The sequence below is a fragment of the Ruegeria sp. TM1040 genome, assembly GCF_000014065.1.
Classification (GTDB): domain Bacteria; phylum Pseudomonadota; class Alphaproteobacteria; order Rhodobacterales; family Rhodobacteraceae; genus Epibacterium.
Window position 1 is genome coordinate 1,507,225 of the sequence record NC_008044.1, and the last position, 19,568, is coordinate 1,526,792.

The 19,568-nt window shown below is 59.3% G+C and carries 15 protein-coding genes; 7 read left to right on the forward strand and 8 right to left on the reverse strand.

Annotation, left to right across the window (positions count from 1 at the left end; genetic code table 11):
- Positions 1 to 59 precede the first annotated feature (59 nt).
- A complete protein-coding gene (pyrH, locus tag TM1040_RS11440; protein ID WP_011538750.1) occupies positions 60 to 809 on the reverse strand; it encodes a UMP kinase in 750 nt (249 codons plus the stop codon).
- Positions 810 to 962: 153 nt separating this feature from the next.
- Between pyrH and miaA the strand changes: the two genes are divergently transcribed.
- The 6 genes from miaA (at position 963) to TM1040_RS11470 (ending at position 9,633) form a co-directional block, all read left to right on the forward strand.
- The gene (gene miaA / locus TM1040_RS11445; protein ID WP_044026749.1) at positions 963 to 1,826 is read left to right on the forward strand and encodes a tRNA (adenosine(37)-N6)-dimethylallyltransferase MiaA; all 864 of its coding nucleotides are present in this window, start codon (positions 963 to 965) and stop codon (positions 1,824 to 1,826) included.
- Between the two features lie 193 nt (positions 1,827 to 2,019).
- Positions 2,020 to 2,850, forward strand: a complete 831-nt coding sequence (locus TM1040_RS11450) for an AraC family transcriptional regulator (protein WP_011538752.1) — start codon at positions 2,020 to 2,022, stop codon at positions 2,848 to 2,850.
- A 259-nt stretch (positions 2,851 to 3,109) separates the two neighbouring features.
- Complete coding sequence (locus tag TM1040_RS11455; RefSeq protein WP_011538753.1) at positions 3,110 to 4,777, forward strand: ABC transporter substrate-binding protein; 1,668 nt, start codon at positions 3,110 to 3,112, stop codon at positions 4,775 to 4,777.
- 168 nt (positions 4,778 to 4,945) lie between these two features.
- Entirely contained in the window at positions 4,946 to 5,998 is a 1,053-nt protein-coding gene (locus TM1040_RS11460; RefSeq protein WP_011538754.1) for an ABC transporter permease, read from the forward strand.
- Positions 5,999 to 6,013: 15 nt separating this feature from the next.
- Complete coding sequence (locus TM1040_RS11465) at positions 6,014 to 7,450, forward strand: ABC transporter permease (RefSeq protein ID WP_011538755.1); 1,437 nt, start codon at positions 6,014 to 6,016, stop codon at positions 7,448 to 7,450.
- A 95-nt stretch (positions 7,451 to 7,545) separates the two neighbouring features.
- Positions 7,546 to 9,633, forward strand: coding sequence for a dipeptide ABC transporter ATP-binding protein (locus tag TM1040_RS11470; RefSeq protein ID WP_011538756.1), 2,088 nt, complete (start codon positions 7,546 to 7,548; stop codon positions 9,631 to 9,633).
- A 118-nt stretch (positions 9,634 to 9,751) separates the two neighbouring features.
- Here TM1040_RS11470 and TM1040_RS11475 read toward each other — a convergent pair whose 3' ends face one another.
- The 4 genes from TM1040_RS11475 to TM1040_RS11490 all read right to left on the reverse strand — a co-directional run bounded on the left by TM1040_RS11475 (position 9,752) and on the right by TM1040_RS11490 (position 13,679).
- Positions 9,752 to 11,167, reverse strand: coding sequence for a tetratricopeptide repeat-containing sulfotransferase family protein (locus TM1040_RS11475; RefSeq protein ID WP_011538757.1), 1,416 nt, complete (start codon positions 11,165 to 11,167; stop codon positions 9,752 to 9,754).
- 128 nt (positions 11,168 to 11,295) lie between these two features.
- On the reverse strand, positions 11,296 to 12,432 hold the full coding sequence (locus tag TM1040_RS11480) for a cytochrome-c peroxidase (RefSeq protein WP_011538758.1): 1,137 nt from the start codon (positions 12,430 to 12,432) through the stop codon (positions 11,296 to 11,298).
- 131 nt (positions 12,433 to 12,563) lie between these two features.
- Positions 12,564 to 12,938: a hypothetical protein gene (locus tag TM1040_RS11485; protein ID WP_011538759.1), complete on the reverse strand. Its 375-nt coding sequence runs from the start codon at positions 12,936 to 12,938 to the stop codon at positions 12,564 to 12,566.
- Between the two features lie 165 nt (positions 12,939 to 13,103).
- Positions 13,104 to 13,679, reverse strand: coding sequence for a lytic transglycosylase domain-containing protein (locus tag TM1040_RS11490; RefSeq protein ID WP_011538760.1), 576 nt, complete (start codon positions 13,677 to 13,679; stop codon positions 13,104 to 13,106).
- A gap of 282 nt (positions 13,680 to 13,961) precedes the next feature.
- Between TM1040_RS11490 and ssb the strand changes: the two genes are divergently transcribed.
- Positions 13,962 to 14,486 carry a single-stranded DNA-binding protein gene (ssb, locus tag TM1040_RS11495; RefSeq protein ID WP_011538761.1) on the forward strand — a complete coding sequence of 175 codons (525 nt, stop codon included), beginning with the start codon at positions 13,962 to 13,964 and terminating at the stop codon, positions 14,484 to 14,486.
- Positions 14,487 to 14,595: 109 nt separating this feature from the next.
- Here ssb and TM1040_RS11500 read toward each other — a convergent pair whose 3' ends face one another.
- The 3 genes from TM1040_RS11500 to TM1040_RS11510 all read right to left on the reverse strand — a co-directional run bounded on the left by TM1040_RS11500 (position 14,596) and on the right by TM1040_RS11510 (position 19,566).
- Complete coding sequence (locus tag TM1040_RS11500) at positions 14,596 to 17,013, reverse strand: GcvT family protein (protein WP_011538762.1); 2,418 nt, start codon at positions 17,011 to 17,013, stop codon at positions 14,596 to 14,598.
- Between the two features lie 206 nt (positions 17,014 to 17,219).
- On the reverse strand, positions 17,220 to 18,533 hold the full coding sequence (locus tag TM1040_RS11505; protein ID WP_011538763.1) for an HlyC/CorC family transporter: 1,314 nt from the start codon (positions 18,531 to 18,533) through the stop codon (positions 17,220 to 17,222).
- A gap of 79 nt (positions 18,534 to 18,612) precedes the next feature.
- Positions 18,613 to 19,566, reverse strand: coding sequence for a tyrosine recombinase (locus tag TM1040_RS11510; protein ID WP_011538764.1), 954 nt, complete (start codon positions 19,564 to 19,566; stop codon positions 18,613 to 18,615).
- Between the last annotated feature and the right edge of the window lie 2 nt (positions 19,567 to 19,568).

Below are 19,568 nucleotides of genomic sequence, written 5' to 3' on the forward strand. Positions count from 1 at the left end.
CACGCAAAACACGCGCCTCTGCGGTTGGCGCGTGCTGCAAGTTCTCGCCCGATGCCGGTTTAACCGTGTACCTTGGTATAGGTGCCCTCGCCCGCAAGCACGCCGCGGAATCCGCCAGGCTCGTCCAGGCCAAAGACAATCAACGGCAGGTTGTTGTCCCGCGCCAGCGCGATGGCCGAGGCGTCCATGACCTTCAGGCGTTTGGCGAGTACATCGTCATAGCTCACGCTGTCATAGCGCTTGGCGTCCTCGTTGGTTTTGGGGTCCTTGTCATAGACCCCGTCCACCCCGTTCTTGCCCATAAAGATCGCTTCGCAATTCATCTCATTGGCGCGCAGGGTCGCGGCGGTATCGGTGGTGAAATAGGGGTTGCCGGTGCCCGCGGCAAAAATGCAGACCCGTTTCTTTTCCAGGTGGCGCACGGCGCGGCGGCGGATGTAGGGCTCTGCGACCTCATCCATGCGGATGGCCGAGATCACGCGGGTAAACACCCCGAGATCCTCTAGCGCGGACTGCATCCCCAGCGCGTTCATCACGGTTGCGAGCATCCCCATGTAGTCAGCGGTGGTCCGCTCCATCCCCTGTGCCGAGCCCGAAAGCCCGCGAAAGATGTTGCCACCCCCGATCACCATGCAAATCTCGACGCCGAGATCATGCACAGATTTCACTTCTTCGGCGATTCTGCGCACGGTCGGCGGATGCAGACCAAACCCTTGCGTTCCCATAAGGGCCTCGCCGGAAATTTTCAGCATCACACGGTTATAACTTACGGTCGATGAGACGTCCGGCTGCTCTGGGCTCTGGGGCATGTTGCGCTCCGCGATATGTCGGGGTTAAAACTCGCGGCAAAATGAAGCAAAACCCGCCGAGGATCAATCCGGCCAGCCGGATAATTGCCGATCTTCTTAAGTAGAGCGACCTCATCGCGGCAACGGCAAGCAAAGGCGCAGGGCAAAACCTTGTTGGATATTGATAAAATCCCAGCTGATCAGCCCGTGCTGATTGCCGGTCCAACCGCATCTGGCAAATCCGAGCTGGCGCTGCGCATCGCCGAACACAGCGGTGGCGTGATCGTCAATGCCGACGCAAGCCAGGTCTATGACTGCTGGCGGGTTGTGACCGCGCGCCCCTCGGCAGAAGACGAATCCCGCGCAGCGCACGCGCTTTATGGTCATCTGAGCTATGACACACTTTATTCCGCCGGGCACTGGCTGCGCGATGTCACACCGCTCTTGAAGGGCACGAAGCGCCCCATCATTGTTGGGGGCACCGGGCTTTATTTTCTGACACTCACAGAGGGGATGGCAGATATTCCCGCAACCCCGCCCGAAGTGCGCGCCGAAGCGGATACTCTGTCGCTCGAAACGCTCGCCGCAGATCTCGATCCAGAGACGCGCGCCCGCATCGACATGCAGAACCGCGCGCGTGTGCAACGCGCCTGGGAGGTATTGCGCGCCACCGGACGCCCGCTCGCCGAATGGCAGGATGACACGCCGCCACCGCTCTTGCCTGCCAAGGATTGCACCGCGCTGGTGGTCGAAGCAGAGCGCGACTGGCTCGAAACGCGCATTCGGCGTCGGTTTTCTATGATGATTGCCCAAGGCGCGCTCGAGGAGGCGCGCGCCATGCAGGACAGGTATGATCCCGCGCTTCCCTCCTGCAAAGCGATCGGCGTCCCGGAGCTGATGGCGCATCTGAGTGGCGCACTCACCCTAGAGCAAGCAGAGGAACGCGCCTCAGTTGCGACCCGGCAATATGCCAAGCGGCAGCGCACTTGGTTCCGCGCCCGAATGAAATCTTGGCAGAGGGTCTCGCCGCAGGCATGATCTGAGCCTAGACAATCTGAACCCGCTTTCGCGCGGCGTGATCCAAAGCTTGCACAGAATTCAGCAGCCCGGCGCACACTTTTCCGCCTGCTCTTTTCCGCCTGCTCTGGCCAAATCCTGCAAAGAATTTGATCGAATCAGCCGCAGGCGTCACTCTCGGGCCGATCACGCTAGGAATTTAAGACTGCTCATAATGCCATTTGACCCCAAGATCCGTGGACCGCTGGACGTACGACCGCTTTTGCAGCTGATGTCCGCAGGGTCCTGGCAGGTTGAATTGGCCCACGAGCGCGACTGCCATCTGGTGATCTGGATCACCCGCGGTCAAGGCCGCGTGTTGTTGGATGGGCAGTGTCGCGGCTTTGGTCCTCATACGGCCCTGTGCATACCAGCGCGAACATTGTTCTCGCTCGAGTTGGGCCGACAATGCATTGGGCAAGTCCTGCGCATCGGCGAAGACATCCCCTGCGGCCTTCCTGAAACCCCGATGCAGATCCGCATAAACGACATGCAGGAGCAGGGGCGGATCAATGCGCTCTTTGACGCGGCCTTGCGCGAGCAGCAGGTCGCGGATGACCACACCGCCAAAGCTATCACGAGCTATGCTGATCTGGTGGGCATCCACCTGCAACGGCTTTGGGTCAGAGCGCCCGAGAACCGAAAACCCACGGCCGCGCGCAGGCTCTGCCGCGCCTATTGTGCGCGGCTGGCGCAAGACGCCGAAGGGGCGTTTAACATGGCGGGCCATGCGTCAGAGCTTGGCGTGACACCGACGCATCTGACACGCGTTTGCAAGCAGGAGACCGGAAAGACCGCCGCAGCGCTGCTCACCGAGCGGCAGTTACACGCGGCGCGGAGCCTCCTCGCCTCGACACGTTTGCCAATGCGCGACATTGCGCAAAGTCTCGGTTTCGGAAGCGCCGCCTATTTCACCCGTTTTATTACCCAGCACACGGGCAGCACCCCAAGCGATCTGCGCAAGAAGGCACATGGCGCTCAGCTTGCCTCTGGTCGGAATCCCTGAATCGCCTCAGAACGCCCAGTTTCTAGACACAAGTGTCCTTTTATCAAAAGCGACGCTGATAATGTCGCATTTAGACATTTTAATGCCGATACTGTGCATTGACCTGTCCGCCCAACTGGTGCCGTATAGTGATGTTGGGGAACCATATGACAAATCAAACACCTCCGTATGATGCGTGCCTTTTGGATCGACCGCAGATCGCACCGCCGCCTCATGGGAAGGTCGCCGCCCAACGACGCTCTAGTACAGGGAGAAATATATGACCACCACCAAACTCAAGAGCTCGACGACCCATCATTGGGCGGCTGAGATGCATGCGCAGGAACTGAAGGCGGGCAAGATCTCGCGCCGCGAGTTCCTGACCCGTGCGACAGCGCTTGGTGTCTCGGCCACCGCCGCCTATGGGATGATCGGCCTGAGCGCCCCTGCCCGTGCGGCGGACAACATGAAAGAAGGCGGCACCCTGCGCGTGCAAATGAGCGTGCGCGGCCTCAAGGATCCCCGCACCTTCGACTGGTCCGAAATCGGCAACCAGGCGCGTGGCACGCTTGAATACCTGGTTGAATACAACAACGACGGCTCCTTCACCCCGATGCTCCTGGAGAGCTGGCAGGTGAATGACAGCGCCGATGAATACACCCTGAACGTTCGCAAGGGCGTCAAATGGAACAACGGCGACGACTTTACCGCCGAAGATGTGGCCCGCAACATCGAAGGTTGGTGCGACAAGGACATGGAAGGCAACTCCATGGCTGGCCGCTTTGCCACGCTTGTCGATCCCGACACCGGCAAAGCCATCGAGGGCGCGATCGAGGTGGTAGACAGCCACACCGTGAAACTGAAACTGCCTAACTCCGACATTTCCATCATTCCGGGCATGGCGGATTATCCGGCAGCGATCACCCATGCGAGCTTTAGCGCGGATGATGCGCAAAACGCCGTGGGCACCGGTCCCTATCTGATTTCCGAGCTCGAAGTCGGCGTCAAATGCGTGCTCACGCGCAATGAGAACCACAGCTGGTGGGGTGAAGCGATCTACGGCAAGCCGGCGCTCGACAGCATCGAATACATCGATTTCGGCACCGATCCGTCGTCGTGGCTGGCAGCGCTGGAATCCGAAGAAGTCGATATGCTCTATGAATCCGTTGGCGAATTCATCGACTTGATGGACTCGCTTGGCTTCGTGAAATCCGAAGTTGTCACCATGGCAACCATCGTCGTGCGTCCCAACCAGCTGGCCGAGGTGGACGGCATGTCCCCCTATGCCGACAAACGCGTGCGCAAGGCGCTGCAGATGGCGGTGGACAATGATGTCTGCCTGGAGCTTGGCTATGGCAACCGCGGTGTTGCTGCGGAAAACCATCACGTCGGCCCGGCGCATCCTGAATATGCCGAGCTCCCTAAAGAGGCGGCTGATCCCGATGGCGCCCGCGCGCTGATGGAAGAAGCCGGCATGATGGATTTCGAACATGAGCTCTTCTCCATCGACGATGACTGGCGCAAGAACACCACCGATGCGGTCGCTGCCCAGCTGCGTGACGCGGGGTTCAAGGTCAAGCGGACCGTGCTGCCGGGATCGACCTTCTGGAATGACTGGACCAAATATCCGTTCAGCTCGACCAACTGGAACCACCGTCCCTTGGGTGTTCAGATCTGGGCGCTGGCCTACCGTTCAGGTGAGGCCTGGAACGAATTCGGCTGGTCCAACCCCGAGTTCGACCAGATCCTGGCCGACGCGCTTGCCATCGCCGATGCCGACGCGCGCCGCGAAGTCGTCGCCAAAGGTCAGAAGATGATCCAGGACGAGGGTGTCACCATCCAGCCCTATTGGAAATCCCTGTTCCGTCACATGCGCGAAGGCGTGCGCGGTGCCGATATGCATATCTCCTACGAGCACCATCACTACAAATGGGGCTGGGCTGCCTGATCGCGCCCCCTTTACCTAAAGGCCTGTCCCCAATCCGTTTTTCGGACCGGATTGGGGGCAGGCCCAACGCACCACGCCTGAATTCAAAACAATAAAGGCCTCCGCGATTTGGACGACCCACGTCCAAATGTCTCAGGGCCAGCTGACCGCCAGTCTGCAGGGGAACACATGGGACCATTCATATTGCGCCGCACGGGTGTGATGATCATTACGGCTTTGTGCCTGACGTTCATCGTCTTCGTGATGACCAATCTCTATCCAAACCTCGAAAAACTCGCCAAGACCGAAGGCAACTTCCGCATGTCGGACGAAGCGGTTGCAAGCTGGCTTGATAAGAATGGCTACGGTCAGCCGATGCTGTTGAAATACGGCCAGTGGCTGGGCGTGGTTCCCGGTTGGCAGCGCAGCGGCGAGGAAGGCGTCACCGGGCGTTGCATTGATGGAACCGTCACCCCGGAAGAAGCCGCGCAGGCCGCGCGGTTTTGTGGCATTCTGCAAGGCGACTGGGGCTATTCCACACGTTTCAAAACAGACGTGAGCGAAATCATCCAGACCCGGCTGGGCAACACCGGCTATCTGATGATGTGGGTTTTGATCCTCATGGTGCCCTCGGCCCTGATCGTGGGCGTTCTGGCCGGGATGCGCGAAGGTTCGGCAACCGACAGGTCCCTGTCGACCGTGTCGATCATGACGACCGCGACGCCGGAATATGTGTCGGGCGTGATCTTCATTGCGGTCTTTGCCTCCTCCACAGTGGGGCTCAAATGGTTCAAAGGCACCGCAACCGCTGCCATGGAGAACCCGACGTTTGAGAATTTCTTCCTGCCGGTACTGACCATCGCGCTCTATGGCATGGGCTATATCGCCCGGATGACACGCGCCTCCATGACCGAAGTGATGACGGCCCAATACATCCGGACTGCACGCCTTAAGGGGGTGAGTTTTCCAAACATCGTTCTGCGCCACGCGCTGCGCAATGCGTTGATTGCCCCCTTCACGGTAATCATGCTGCAGTTCCCCTGGTTGTTGAACGGAGTCGTGATTGTCGAAACCTTGTTTAACTACAAGGGCTTCGGCTGGGCACTGGTCGAGGCGGCCAGCAACAACGACATCGAGCTTCTGCTGGCGATTTCGGTCGTCTCCGTCATCGTGGTTCTGTTGACGCAGCTGATTTCCGACATCGGCTACATCTTCTTGAACCCCCGTATCCGTATCTCGTAAGGCAGGAGGCTTTTCATGGACCCTTTGACTTGGACTGGCGCTCTTGGCTTTCTCACACCGATCCTGGTGATCGCGCTCATCCTGCTGGCGGCGAGCATTGTGATCTGGATGTTGGCGTCCGCAATGAGCGCGGGCACACGCTATGTGGCAAATGCCGATGGCAGCCTCTCTCTTGCAGGCAATCCGCAGGCGATGGCCGCGCTGGCGGTGCGCGCCACATTCGGCGCGGTCGCGGCGATCGCACTCGCCTATCTCGTCCTGGGCCTGATCATGGGCACGGGTGCGGGGATCATCGGAGCAATTTCACAGCAGATGTGGCCCACCTGGGTCGCGCTGCTCTTGCTGTTCTCGCTGTCGATCAAGTTCAAGAGACGCCTTGGGCTCTATGGCAAGCTCTTTGACAGCCCCATCGGCATGATCGGGTTTGGCCTCGTGATGTTCTGGGTCTTCACCGGCGTCTTTGGTGCGATGGACCTTATCGCCACCCATGACCCGCTGGCGCAGGTCTCCGGCATGAAAAACAAAGTCCCCGGCACTCCGTTGCGCAGCGTGGAAGACGGAGAATATGCCTGGTATCTTCTCGGTGGAGACAACCTTGCACGGGACGTGTTCTCTCGCATGGTCAAAGGGGCGTGGGAGGTATTGAAGTACGCGCCTCTGGCAACGCTTTTTGCCTTTATGGTTGGGATCACATTGGGGCTTCCGGCAGGCTATTACGGTGGCAAGCTCGATACGTTCCTGTCCTTCCTTGCCAACCTCATTCTGGCCTTTCCGGTGATCCTGCTGTTCTACCTTCTGGTGACGCCCGAGATCGTTGCGACAGGCCTGCCGCAGTATATGGCGGTGGTGCTCTTTGCCTTTCCAATGGTGTTTTGCGGGGTCTTGATCCACTCAAGATTTCGCACACAGCCCAGCAAGAACGCTTTCTGGCTGGCGTTGGTTCTGGTTCCGATGGTCCTGATGTACATGTCGCTCATCAACGCCGAAGGTTCCAAAATCGCGTTTTGGCCGCTGGATTTCTTTGACATTCCCGGGGGGGTGCTGGTGGTGTTTGTCTCGGTGGTGTTTGTGAACTCCCCCACGGTGTTTCGGATCGTGCGTGGCCTTGCGCTGGACATCAAGACCCGCGACTACGTCGCTGCCGCGCAGACCCGTGGTGAGCGCCCCTGGTACATCATGCTGTGGGAGATCCTGCCCAATGTCCGCGGTCCATTGATCGTCGATTTCTGCCTGCGCATTGGGTACACCACCATCCTACTGGGAACACTTGGATTTTTTGGCCTTGGCCTGCCGCCGGAAAGCCCCGATTGGGGCTCCACCATCAATGATGGACGCAAGCTGTTGTCGATCTATCTGCACCCCGCCCTGCCGCCCGCCATTGCCCTGATGAGCCTTGTTCTTGGGCTCAACCTGCTGGCAGATGGATTGCGTGAAGAGAGCCTTCGGGACTGATGAGAACACGGCCGGGGGCGCTGCCCCCGGACCCCCGGGATATTTTGGGTTAGAAGAGGCTTTGAGGTCTCGGCTGACCCGTCAGGGAGAGCAAAATGAGCAAACTCGCAGACTATGACGGCCCGATCCTTGAAATCGACAAGCTGTCGATCTCATTTTTTACAAGGCTGCGCGAGATTCCAGCGGTGATGGACTTTTCGGTCGCCGTGCAACCGGGCGAAGCGGTTGGGCTGGTCGGAGAATCCGGCTGCGGCAAATCCACCGTGGCGTTGGGCGTCATGCAGGATCTGGGCAAGAACGGGCGCATCGTCGGTGGTTCGATCAAGTTCAAGGGCCGTGATCTCGCGGAGATGAGCGCCGAGGAGCTGCGAGATGTGCGCGGCAACGAGATCGCGATGATCTATCAGGAGCCGATGGCCTCGCTCAATCCGGCGATGAAAATCGGCAAGCAACTGATGGAAGTGCCGATGATTCATGAGGGTGTCAGCGAGAAAGAGGCCTATGATCGCGCGCTCGAGGTGGTCACGGATGTAAAACTGCCGGATCCCAAGCGGATGCTGAATTCCTATCCGCATCAGCTCTCGGGCGGGCAGCAGCAGCGGATCGTCATTGCAATGGCACTGATGTCCAAGCCTGCACTCTTGATCCTCGATGAGCCTACCACCGCACTTGATGTAACTGTTGAGGCCGCCGTGGTCGAACTGGTCAAGGATCTGGGCAAGAAATACGGCACCTCAATGCTGTTTATCTCGCACAACCTCGGGCTTGTTCTTGAGACTTGTGACAGGATTTGCGTGATGTATTCCGGTGAGGCGGTGGAGCGCGGGTCGATTGAGGATGTCTTTGACCACATGCGCCACCCCTACACGCAGGCCTTGTTCCGCTCAATTCCCCTGCCGGGCGCCGACAAGAACGCGCGTCCGCTGGTGGCGATCCCCGGCAACTTTCCCCTGCCCCATGAACGCCCGCGCGGCTGCAACTTTGGCCCACGCTGTGACTATTTCGAAGCCGGGCGCTGTGATGCAAGCGACATCGCAATGGCGGCGGTGCCGGGCAATGAACGCCACCATACCCGCTGTCTGCGCTTTGAAGAAATCGACTGGAACGCACCGCTCGCTCTGGCGGAGCAAACCAGCAAGACAGAGCCCGGGCGGGTTGTGCTCAAGATGGACAAGCTCAAGAAATATTACGAGGTCGCGGCCAATGCGCTGTTTGGGGGCGGCGCGCGAAAGGTTGTCAAAGCCAATGAGACACTGAGCTTTGAGGCGCGCGAATCCGAGACGCTTGCCATCGTGGGCGAGTCCGGCTGCGGTAAATCCACATTTGCCAAGGTACTGATGGGGCTGGAAACAGCGACCGAGGGCGAGATCCTTCTGGACGACCGCAACATCGAGGACGTGCCGATCGAGGCGCGGGATGCAAAGACCATTTCCGATGTGCAAATGGTGTTCCAGAACCCCTTCGACACGCTCAATCCTTCGATGACGGTCGGGCGGCAGATCATCCGGGCGCTGGAGATCTTTGGCATCGGTGACAGCGATGGCGCAAGAAAGCAGCGCATGCTCGAACTTCTGGATCTGGTGAAGCTGCCACGTGCCTTTGCCGACCGGATGCCGCGACAGCTCTCGGGCGGGCAGAAACAGCGGGTTGGTATTGCCCGTGCCTTTGCCGGGGGCGCGCGGATCGTGGTTGCGGATGAACCCGTCTCGGCGCTGGATGTGTCGGTGCAGGCTGCTGTGACCGATCTCCTGATGGAGATCCAGCGCAATGAGAAGACGACCCTGCTCTTTATCAGTCACGATCTCTCGATTGTGCGCTATCTCAGCGATCGGGTGATGGTGATGTATCTCGGTCATGTGGTCGAGCTTGGCGAAACCGAGCAGGTGTTCTCACCGCCCTATCACCCCTATACCGAGGCGCTGTTGTCTGCTGTGCCAATCGCGGACACATCGGTCGAAAAGACCCATATCGTGCTTGAGGGGGATATCCCTTCGGCCATGAACCCGCCCTCCGGGTGCCCGTTTCAGACTCGTTGCCGTTGGAAATCGAAGGTTCCAGGTGGCCTCTGCGAGGCTGAGGTGCCGCCCATCCAGACCCTTGAAAACGGGCACCAGATCAAATGCCATCTGAGCGGCGAAGTTCTGGAGAGTATGGAGCCGGTCATCAAGATCGCGGCGGAGTGATGCCTTTGCCCGTTTGAAAACAAAGCGGCCTTCCCGATTGGGAAGGCCGCTGAGATTGCCAAATCCTATGGCATTTGTCGGACAGGACTTCTGTCGCTGGCCGTGACCGCGTCAGGGATCAGCGCAGCGTCTTGTCGAAATCTTCCCAAGCAGAGACCCAGCGTTCGCCGCCCAGTTGCTCGTAGAACCCCTGCAGCTGCTCCTCATAGGGGAGCCACTGGTTCTGCGTCTCAGTCGAGAGCTCTTCCTGACCAAGCATGGTCGCAATCTGCGGCACGTCACAGAGCGCATTTGGTGTGAGGCATGCGGCGTTGTATTCAAGACCCGCATGCTCCAAGAGGAGGCCGATTTCACGCTCGGAGTTTTGCACCAGCGCCTCGTAGGACTGCAGGCGCATGCTGTCGCCAAGTTTGGAAGCATAGACGGTTGCCGAGGAATAGACCGTGCGCATCACCTGCGCGATCCATTCGGTACGCGATGCCAGCGCATTGCCGTTCAGCACGTTGGACGCGATATTGGCCAGCGCCGTGTCCATCGGGTGACGCGACATGAAGACAAATTTGGCCTCGGGGAAGAGGAATTGTGCAAGGCCGAATTCCAGACATCCCAGCGGATGCGCGTCAACAATGGTCTTGCCACCAGCCACCTGACCGCCGAGGGCGCGCTCGAGGTAGTACTGACGGAAGATGTCGATTTCTTCTGCGCTCAGATGCTCCATCCAATCCCAGTAGTTGCAGGGACGGTCGGTCTTGGCGAGATGCATGCGGATGGCACCATGGGTGCGCGAGAGCGCCGTTTTTGCGCCAACACTGAACACGCCAGGGTGCTGTGCGAGAATTCGATCCACCAGACCGGTGCCAGACATCGGCATACCGCCGATAAAGACCAGTTTGGGCAGCAGCGACGCATCCTCAGAGGCCGGGCGCGGTTCAAACAAGGCTTCTTGCTCGGCGACCATCTCGTCGAAAATCGCAGGCGCAAAAGGACCGGCCACCTCGTTGCGCGCAGATTGGAACAGCGTAAATGCGACCTCTGCCTCGCCCGACCCATGGGCGATCTGGGCCAGCGCATAGTGGATCAAGGCACGGTGTTTGGCATCCAGATCCTCACGCTCGGAGAGCGACATCAGGCGCTGGGCATAGAGGCTGTCGACGGAAAATGTCTCAATCCCGTTGAGCGCAGTCAGCGCCGGGATCGAATTGGGATCGCGCTTCAGCACTTCCTCAAAGGCCTGCTCGGCACCAAGGAGATCACCCTTGGTTTGCAGCATCAGGCCAAGCTTGCCCCATGCGGAGGGATCATCGGGCCAGGTTGCAGTGACATGGCGCATGACGTTTACCGCATTCTCGTAGTCACGCATTTCAAAGAAGCAATCGGCGGTGCGATCCAGCAGGCCAGCATCCAGCTCACCTGTTTGAACAAAAGGCAGCATCACGCTGAGAGAGCGTGCAAATTTGCCCGTGGCCATAAGACCGTCGACGGTTGCAAATGCCTCAGCCAAGGCATCGGGAGTATGGCTGTTTTCTACCAGCATGTGTTGTTCGCCCTTCTGTAACGATGGGCCGAAGTTGCGGGACAGAAGTGAATCCCCGGTAAAGCGCTTGGTTCGAAATTGTGTCTTTTTCTTGGAATTTAACGCCCAATCCCTAAACGCCCGCCTTTCTACTCCTGCAGGAGGGGCTCGTAACGGGAATCGGTCAGCGTTTTGAGAAAAGCAACCAGCGCATCCACCCGACGATCATCCAGTGCCGGCCCATGGGTCAGCTCCTTTTGCGCCAATGTGTCCGGCACCGGGATCTCTCCCCAGGGCGCACCGGTCTCGGGGTTGATCTGTGCAGATGCGGCCTTGCTGTTGTAGCGATTGTAAAACAGCACAACGGTGCGCAGATCCTGAAACACCCCATTGTGCATATAGGGCCCCGTCACGGCCACATTTCGCAGCGTGGGTGTCTTAAACTTGCCGCGCTCCGCGCGATCCAGAACGCTGGGGTTCTCATAAAGCCCGGCGTCCACCCAATCCTCTGCCACCCCGTTTTCAAGGCGACCCGCCACATTCGCGGGAACACCGATGTTGTGATAGCGAAAATCGCTAAACGGCTCTGCGGGATCAATCGCGCTGCGGCGCAACTGGTGGCATTGGTTGCAGTTGGTGAACTGCTCCGAAAAGAACAAGAGACGGCCTAACTCCTCTTCGCTGCTCAACTCGACATCCCCGCGCAAGAAGCGGTCGTACTTGCTGTCGAAAGGCTGAAAGACGTCACTGCTCTCAAAGGCGGCAAGCGCTTGGGTCAGCGCCTTGAACCCCGCCTCCGTATCTGTGGTGATGTCGACACTATAGAGCGTCTGAAAACTCTCGACATACTCTGGATGTGCGGCCAGTCGAGCGATGGCCTCCGCTTGGCTTGAAAGCCCCAGTTCGATGGGGTTCAGGATCGGCCCTCCGGCCTGCTCTGCCAAATCAGCGGCACGGCCATCCCAGAACTGGCCCCCCACCCACTCGCCCGCGTCATTCTGATGAAAGGCAGGCGACAAAGACGCATAGGCTGCGGTGGGTGCGTGACGCCCCCCAAGCGACACGCCATCGTCTCCACGGGAAAACGCGCCTTCGGCGTCACCTCTGGGATCGACGAAGCCCGCAGCGGGATCATGGCATGTGGCACAGGACTGACTGCGGTTCAAAGACAGATCCGTCTCAAAGAACAGCGCCTCCCCAAGATCCTCAGCTGTCTGATAGGGGGCTGCAACCAATGGCGCGGCACATAGTATAAGGCAGGAAGCATGGCGTAAGAGTTTGAACATCGCGATCTCCGGGGTCTGTGCAGCGGTCTAGCGCAGCGCCGCCACAACTTCCAGATGCAGAAAGGACGCAGCCCTATGCGCCGCGCCCTTTCAACCCCACAGTCCCACCCGAGGGTATCTCGTGGTCAAACTCAGACCATATAAACGATCAACAGCGTCAGCAGGTTGATCGATGCAAACTGCAATAGCTCTGGTTGGGACTTTGCGCGCAGCGCCGCCAAGAACGCAACCAGCACCGCGCCCAGAAATCCGCACAGCGCAATGGCGCCGATGACGTCCCCAAAGAGCCCCGTTCCCGCGCCCCAAGGCGACCCATCCAGCGCCATGCCCTTGAGCAGCAGCCCCAGAAGTGCGCCAAAGGCAACGCCCAGAAGCGTCGGGCCGATGTCACGACGCCCACCGCGACCATGATAATCGAGGATGTCGTCCACCAGTTCGGGACGCGGCCGCGCACCGGGCTCCCACCCGATCCGTGTCAGCTGTCCTTCAAACGTTTTCCCACTCACTGAATGTCCCTCCGTGTTGAGGGAGAGATTTACGTCTGATTAAGGCAGATTAATGACCGGTTAACGATAGGGGCGCGGCAAATTGGTTAACGATGCTGAAAATTGTATTAACGCCCCCGTCAAGGGACGGACAGAAACCCGCCACAACCAACTCCAAAGGCACGATTAGCTACCGAGGATCTTGCGCACGTAATTTTGGGTTTCCTTGTAGGGCGGCACGCCGCCATGGCGTGTGACCGCCTCAGGTCCAGCGTTATAAGCCGCCAGCGCAAGTCGCCAAGAGCCGAACTTGCGGTACTGCTGCGCCAGATACTTGGCGCCGCCCCTCAGGTTTTCAGCCGGGACCAACGGATCCACGCCCAGAGTACGGGCGGTCTGCGGCATCAACTGCGCCAAACCAAGCGCGCCCTTGTGGGACTCGGCGGTGGGGTTCCAGTTGCTCTCCTGCTGCACCAATCGCAAAAAGAGATCCTCTGGCACACCGTTTGCACGCGCAGCGCTGCGCGCCACCTCCAGATACTCCCCGCGATAGCTGCCGCGATAGACCGGCAGCACGTCATCTTGAAGACTGTCGGGTTTCAACCGCTCCGAGCCGCGATATTGGGTCGCCCCGCGGGTATCCAGAAACTTGGTCTGGGCAGCAAACACCTTACGCTTGGAGCTGTTGCTGAACAGATCACTAGCCACGACAGGTGTAGCAAGGCAGGTCACGATGAGAGCAGCAGTCGAAATACGTCGCATGTGTGAAATCGAAAACTCTTCGGTTCAGATGGCGGGAATATAGCGCCTCAATCCTTAAAATGAAAGATAAGCACCGCAGAAGTGTCCTCCCAGTTGCGAAACTCTGCGCAAACTCCTGTGGAAATCACGCGCAGACCGCCCTTTCCCGCGTCCGGCGCTCTTTCATCGCGCGGTCAGGCTCGTTACTCTGACCCGCAGACAGCGAGCGGGATTCGACATCACGCTCTGGCGATGCCTCGCACTCGCTCCGAAATAGATAAGAAAACAAAGGACAGGACCCCCATGGCCGGATCCCTGAACAAAGTAATGTTGATCGGCAACCTTGGCCGCGACCCCGAGGTGCGCAGCTTCCAGAACGGTGGCAAGGTCTGCAACCTGCGGATTGCGACCTCCGAAACCTGGAAAGACCGCAACACCGGCGAGCGCCGCGAGAAGACCGAGTGGCACTCGGTTGCGATCTTCAACGAAGGTCTGGTGCGTGTGGCAGAGCAATATCTGCGCAAAGGGTCCAAGGTCTATGTCGAAGGTCAGCTGCAGACCCGCAAGTGGCAAGACCAGAGCGGCCAGGATCGCTATTCTACTGAGGTTGTGCTGCAGGGCTTTGGCTCCACACTCACCATGCTCGACGGTCGTGGCGAAGGCGGCGGTGGCGGCTTTGGCGGTGGTCAGGGCGGCGGCGACTACGGTGGCGGCGGGGGCGGCTACGGTGGTGGCGGCAGCTATGGCGGCGGCGGTGGCAACCAGGGCGGTGGCTTTGGCGGCGGTGGCCCCTCGCAAAACATCGACGACGACGAAATCCCGTTCTGATCGTCGCGCGTTTTGGAAACGCTCCGCGAGATACAAATCTCGCCAGGAACAAGAAGGCCCGACAGACGTCGGGCCTTCTTCTTTAAATCAATACGTTACCGGCGCATCCTTAGCCGCGCATACGGGCGCCATCCGCGTCGAACAGGGGCTCGGTGATCAACCGCGCGCGCTGTTTCTTGCCGAGGATCTCGATCTCCACCTCGAGACCTTCTGTTGCGCGCTCAACCGGAACAAAACCAAGCGCGATGGATTTCTGCGCAAAATGGCTGTAACCACCTGAGGTGCAGAACCCCACGACGTCTCCATCGAGCCAGATCGGCTCATAGGCAACCACATCGGCGTCTTCGGCGTCGACCTCAAACGCGCAGAGCTTTCGCTCCGCCCCGGTTTCCCGCTCGGCTTCGGCAGCGGATCTCCCAATAAATTCAACGGGTTTCTTGAAGGAGATAAAGCGATCGAGACCGGTCTCTGCCGCCGTGTAATCCGGCGAAAACTCCGACAGCCAAGATCCAAAGAACTTGTCCAAGCGCAAAGACATCATGGCCCGCATGCCAAAGGGCTTCATCCCGTGGCCCTGACCTTCACACCAGAGGGTCGTCCAGAGTGCACGCTGGCTCGGCAGGTCGCAGTAAATTTCATACCCAAGATCACCCGTGTAGCTGACCCGCTGCACCACGCAGTCCACCATCCCGACCGTCAGGCGACGCACATCTAGAAAGCGCATGTCGGAGATATCGGTCCGCGTGCAGGCCTGCAGCACCGCTGCCGCCTTTGGCCCTGCGATCTGAAAGCCATTCACTTGATCCGACACATTCTCGATGGAAACATTCGCATCGAGATTTTGCAGGAACCAGCGCATGTGATAGGCCTGCGCACCGTATGACGCCGTCAACTGGAACTCCCCCTCCGAGAGGCAGGAAATCGTGAAATCCCCGATCAGGCGTCCCTTGGGTGAGAGCATCGGCGTGAGGCTCAGACGGCCCTGTTGCGGCACGCGGCCCGCCATGATGCGATCGAGCCAGGCGCGCGCACCGCTGCCTGTGATGCGATATTTGCCAAAGTTGTGAATCTCATTGATTCCAATGCCTTCTCGCACGGCTTTCACCTCGCGGGCGGTGGCCTCAAAGGCGTTGGAGCGGCGGAAGGAGGGCGTTTCGAACCGCGCCTCGCCCTCGGCGGCAAAATAGTTGGGCACCTCCATGCCATATTGGTGCCCCCAGACAGCGCCCATCTCATCAAAGATGTCGTACATTGGCGTTGTGCGGAAGGGGCGCGCGGCAGGCAGTTCTTCGTTCGGATAAGAAATCGAGAAGCGTTTCTGATAGTTCTCGACCACTTTGGGGCGCGTGTAGCCGGGGGTGATCCAATCGCCATAGCGCGCCACATCCATGGCTGCGGTGTCGCGTTCGCACTCGCCATCGACCATCCATTGCGCAAGCATCAACCCGACACCGCCGCCCTGGCTGAACCCGGCCATCACGGCGCAGGCCGACCAGTAATTGCGCACGCCCGGAACCGGCCCCACCAGAGGATTGCCATCTGGCGCAAAGGTAAAGGGGCCGTGGATCACGGACTTCACCCCAGCCTCGGCCAGCGCTGGGAAACGTTTATACGCAAAATCAATACTGTCTTCGATCTTGTCGAAGTCATCCGGCAGGAGTTCATGACCAAAGTTCCACGGGGTTCCGTCAACCGCCCACGGCCGGCAGGGTTGTTCATAGAAACCGATACAGAGCCCGCGACCCTCTTGACGCAGATAGCTTTCACCAGCGGGATCCATCACATGCGGATGCTCGCCGCCCGCCTCAACGATCTCCTTGATAAGCGGCACCTCGTCGGTGACGATATACTGGTGCTCCATCGGGTGCAGCGGAAAATAGATGCCCGCCATTGCCCCCACTTCGCGCGCCCAGAGCCCACCTGCATTGACGATGTGCTCGGCGTGGATGGTGCCTTTTTCCGTGACCACGTCCCAGCTTCCGTCAGGGCGTTGATTGGTCTCGATCACCTTGCAATGGGTCTCGATCGTGGCGCCGCCCAACCGCGCGGCCTTGGCATAGGCATGCGTGGTACCGGAGGGGTCCAGGTGGCCGTCGAGCGGATCATAGAGGCCGCCAATGATCCCATCAATATTCGTGACAGGCGCGATTTTCTTGATTTCTTCGGGGCTTACGATCTCTGTCTCAAGTCCCATAAAGCGATGTTTGGCACGTTCTGCCTTCAACATGTCAAATCGCTCTTGCGTCTCCGCAAGGGTCACGCCGCCCACATGGTGCAGGCCGCACGACATGCCGGTGATGGCCTCGAGCTCTTTGTAGAGCTTGATGGTATAGCCCTGAAGCGCCGCCATATTGGTGTCGCCGTTGAGCGTGTGAAAGCCACCGGCGGCGTGCCAGGTCGAGCCCGAGGTAAGCTCGGACCGCTCGATCAGCATCACATCGGACCAGCCAAGTTTTGTCAGATGATAGAGGACGGAACAGCCAACAACGCCACCGCCGATAATCGCCACACGCGTGGTGGTTTTCATGGGTTTATCTCCCTGTCAGGACCGATTTCCCCCATTCTGGACACATGTGTTCATTAGTCCAGTCAAAAAACGACCGCCGATGTCGCACAATAGCCTAATCGTCGCCCCACGGACCCAACGCACTCTGCCACAAAGAAACCATTCATCTTGTACGAAGCGCGGCGCCCAAAGCGAAACACAGGCACAAACTCACTGAGGTTGCGGTGTCAGCCGTGCAGGGGGCGGATCTTCAGCCGCGTCACGCGATTGCCTTCGCGGGCCGTCACTTCGAACCGGAACCCGTGGAAAGAGAACACCTGCCCCACCGTTGGGATCATCTGTGCCTCATGGATAACCAGGCCTGCAACAGTGTTTGCCTCAAGATCCGGCAGGTTCCAATCCATCGCACGATTGAGATCGCGGATCGTGGTCGCCCCTTCGACGATGAAATTCCCATCACTGGTCTTGCGCGCAAAACTCTGCTCGGCGGGGTCGAATTCATCGGTGATCTCGCCCACGATCTCTTCGAGAATATCCTCAAGCGTGATCAGCCCCTGCAGCGAGCCATATTCATCCACCACCAGCGCAAAATGCGTCCGCATGCGCAGAAACTGGCGCATCTGGTCATCAAGCGTCGTGGTTTCGGGCACAAAATAGGGCGGCTTGCAGACCTCGGTGATCTGAAAATCACGCAGCGCAGAGGCATCCCCATCCGCGCCACCGATCTTGGCATACATCTGCCGCAGCAGGTCCTTGGCATGCACCACGCCGATAATGTTTTCCTGATCCTTGCGATAGAGCGGCAGACGCGTGTGCGAGGACGTCAGACATTGCTCCAGAATCGCCTCGGGATCGGCCTCCGCGTCAATCATTTCGATCTTTGAACGGTGGAGCATGATCTCTTCGACAAAGCGGTCAGAGAGATCAAGCGCCCCCAGGATACGGTCGCGGTCTTCTTTCTCGACCACACCTTCGGAATGGCCGATCTGAAGCGCGCCCACGATTTCCTCGCGCACCGCCATGATGTGGCTGTCGGGATCGATTTTTACACCAAAGACCCGCAGCACACCGCGCACGAGAAAGCGCACCGCGCCCACGATCGGGGCCAGGATTTTCACCAGCGAGCCGATGATCGGCGCGACCGCGGCCGCAGCCTTCTCGGAGTTGGTGATCGCATAGGTCTTGGGCAGCACCTCTGCAAAGATCAACACCAGAAGCGTCATGACGAGCGTGGCGAGCGCCACGCCGCTCTCTCCAAAGAGTTTGGTGAAAAGCGCCGTCGCAAGCGAGGCGGCAAGGATGTTCACGAGGTTGTTGCCCAGAAGAACCGAACCGATCAGCTTCTCATTGTCCTCGGTGACTTCGAGTGCGCGCGCGGCGCCGCGCGATCCCTTGTCGGCCTGGCTGCGCAGCTTGCCGCGTGAGGCTGCCGTCAAAGCGGTCTCGGATCCCGAAAAGAACCCGGAGAGAACCAACAACAAAACAATGCCCCCGGCGGTAATCCAGAAGGAAGTGTCAAGTGCGGCTGTAGCGCTGTCCATTTTAGGGTCCTGATTGATGTGGGGTTTCAGTGGTTATGGGGTGCAGAGCGCCGTGGTTCAAGCGGCGCGCCCCCCGAAATCAACGAGTTTCGTCGTCTTTTGCCGCAAGCGGGTGATGCTGGTGTACCAACTCCGCCAGCCGCGCATCCAGCACATGGGTGTAGATCTCGGTTGTCGCAATATCCGCATGCCCCAAGAGCGCCTGAATCGCCCTGAGGTCTGCACCGTTTTGCAACAGATGCGTGGCAAAGGCATGACGCAGAGTATGCGGTGTGACCTTTTCGGGCGAGACGCCGCCTGCGACCGCCAGTTCTTTGATCAGGAGATAAAACCGGTGCCGCGTAAGATGGCCCTCTTTACTGCGCGAGGGAAAGAGAAAGCGCGATGCCTTGTGCCCCTGCCCTTCGCGCTTGTCCTCAAGACTGTCGCGCAGCACGATCCACGCCCCCAGCGCCGCGCGGGCGGGTGGCGACAGTGGGACCATACGTTCTTTTCCACCTTTGCCGAGGATCAACAGCATGTTGGGATCACCTCGGGTGGCGGACACCGGCAACGAGACCAGCTCGCTCACCCGCATGCCCGTCGCGTACAAAAGCTCCATCAGGCAGGTGTTGCGCAACCTGTCGGCCTCGGTTCGCCCGACTTCGCGCGCGGCAGCAAGGAGGCGATCAACTTCTGCCTCATCAAGGGTCTTGGGCAGTGATTTGTCGCGCCCCGGTCCTTTGATCTGCAAGGCAGGGTTGTCCTGCCGCCATCCTTCTTCAAAAGCAAAACGGTAAATCTGCTTGATCGCGGACAAGCGGCGTGCACGCGTGGCGCGGCTCAGCCCCTCGGCATCGCATGAGATCAGATAGGCCTCGATGTCAGCCTGTTGCATCTGCGCAAAGCTCTGCCCTTTGGTGCGCATCCAGGTGGTGACATTCCGAAGGTCCCGCCCGTAAGCCAGCAGCGTGTTGCGCGCTGCACCGAGTTCTGCGGCCTGCGCATCGAGAAAGGTCGAAATCCATTGCAGATCGTCCGCGGGTGCCAGCATGG

What these genes read in the sequence shown, in the direction of transcription:
- ssb (WP_011538761.1), top strand. Translation starts at nt 13,962, where the DNA reads ATGGCCGGATCCCTGAACAAAGTAATGTTGATCGGCAACCTTGGCCGC.
- TM1040_RS11470 (WP_011538756.1), top strand. Translation starts at nt 7,546, where the DNA reads ATGAGCAAACTCGCAGACTATGACGGCCCGATCCTTGAAATCGACAAG.
- TM1040_RS11450 (WP_011538752.1), top strand. Translation starts at nt 2,020, where the DNA reads ATGCCATTTGACCCCAAGATCCGTGGACCGCTGGACGTACGACCGCTT.
- TM1040_RS11460 (WP_011538754.1), top strand. Translation starts at nt 4,946, where the DNA reads ATGGGACCATTCATATTGCGCCGCACGGGTGTGATGATCATTACGGCT.
- TM1040_RS11475 (WP_011538757.1), bottom strand. Translation starts at nt 11,167, where the DNA reads ATGCTGGTAGAAAACAGCCATACTCCCGATGCCTTGGCTGAGGCATTT.
- TM1040_RS11510 (WP_011538764.1), bottom strand. Translation starts at nt 19,566, where the DNA reads ATGCTGGCACCCGCGGACGATCTGCAATGGATTTCGACCTTTCTCGAT.
- TM1040_RS11490 (WP_011538760.1), bottom strand. Translation starts at nt 13,679, where the DNA reads ATGCGACGTATTTCGACTGCTGCTCTCATCGTGACCTGCCTTGCTACA.
- TM1040_RS11505 (WP_011538763.1), bottom strand. Translation starts at nt 18,533, where the DNA reads ATGGACAGCGCTACAGCCGCACTTGACACTTCCTTCTGGATTACCGCC.
- TM1040_RS11500 (WP_011538762.1), bottom strand. Translation starts at nt 17,013, where the DNA reads ATGAAAACCACCACGCGTGTGGCGATTATCGGCGGTGGCGTTGTTGGC.
- pyrH (WP_011538750.1), bottom strand. Translation starts at nt 809, where the DNA reads ATGCCCCAGAGCCCAGAGCAGCCGGACGTCTCATCGACCGTAAGTTAT.
- TM1040_RS11455 (WP_011538753.1), top strand. Translation starts at nt 3,110, where the DNA reads ATGACCACCACCAAACTCAAGAGCTCGACGACCCATCATTGGGCGGCT.
- TM1040_RS11480 (WP_011538758.1), bottom strand. Translation starts at nt 12,432, where the DNA reads ATGTTCAAACTCTTACGCCATGCTTCCTGCCTTATACTATGTGCCGCG.
- TM1040_RS11465 (WP_011538755.1), top strand. Translation starts at nt 6,014, where the DNA reads ATGGACCCTTTGACTTGGACTGGCGCTCTTGGCTTTCTCACACCGATC.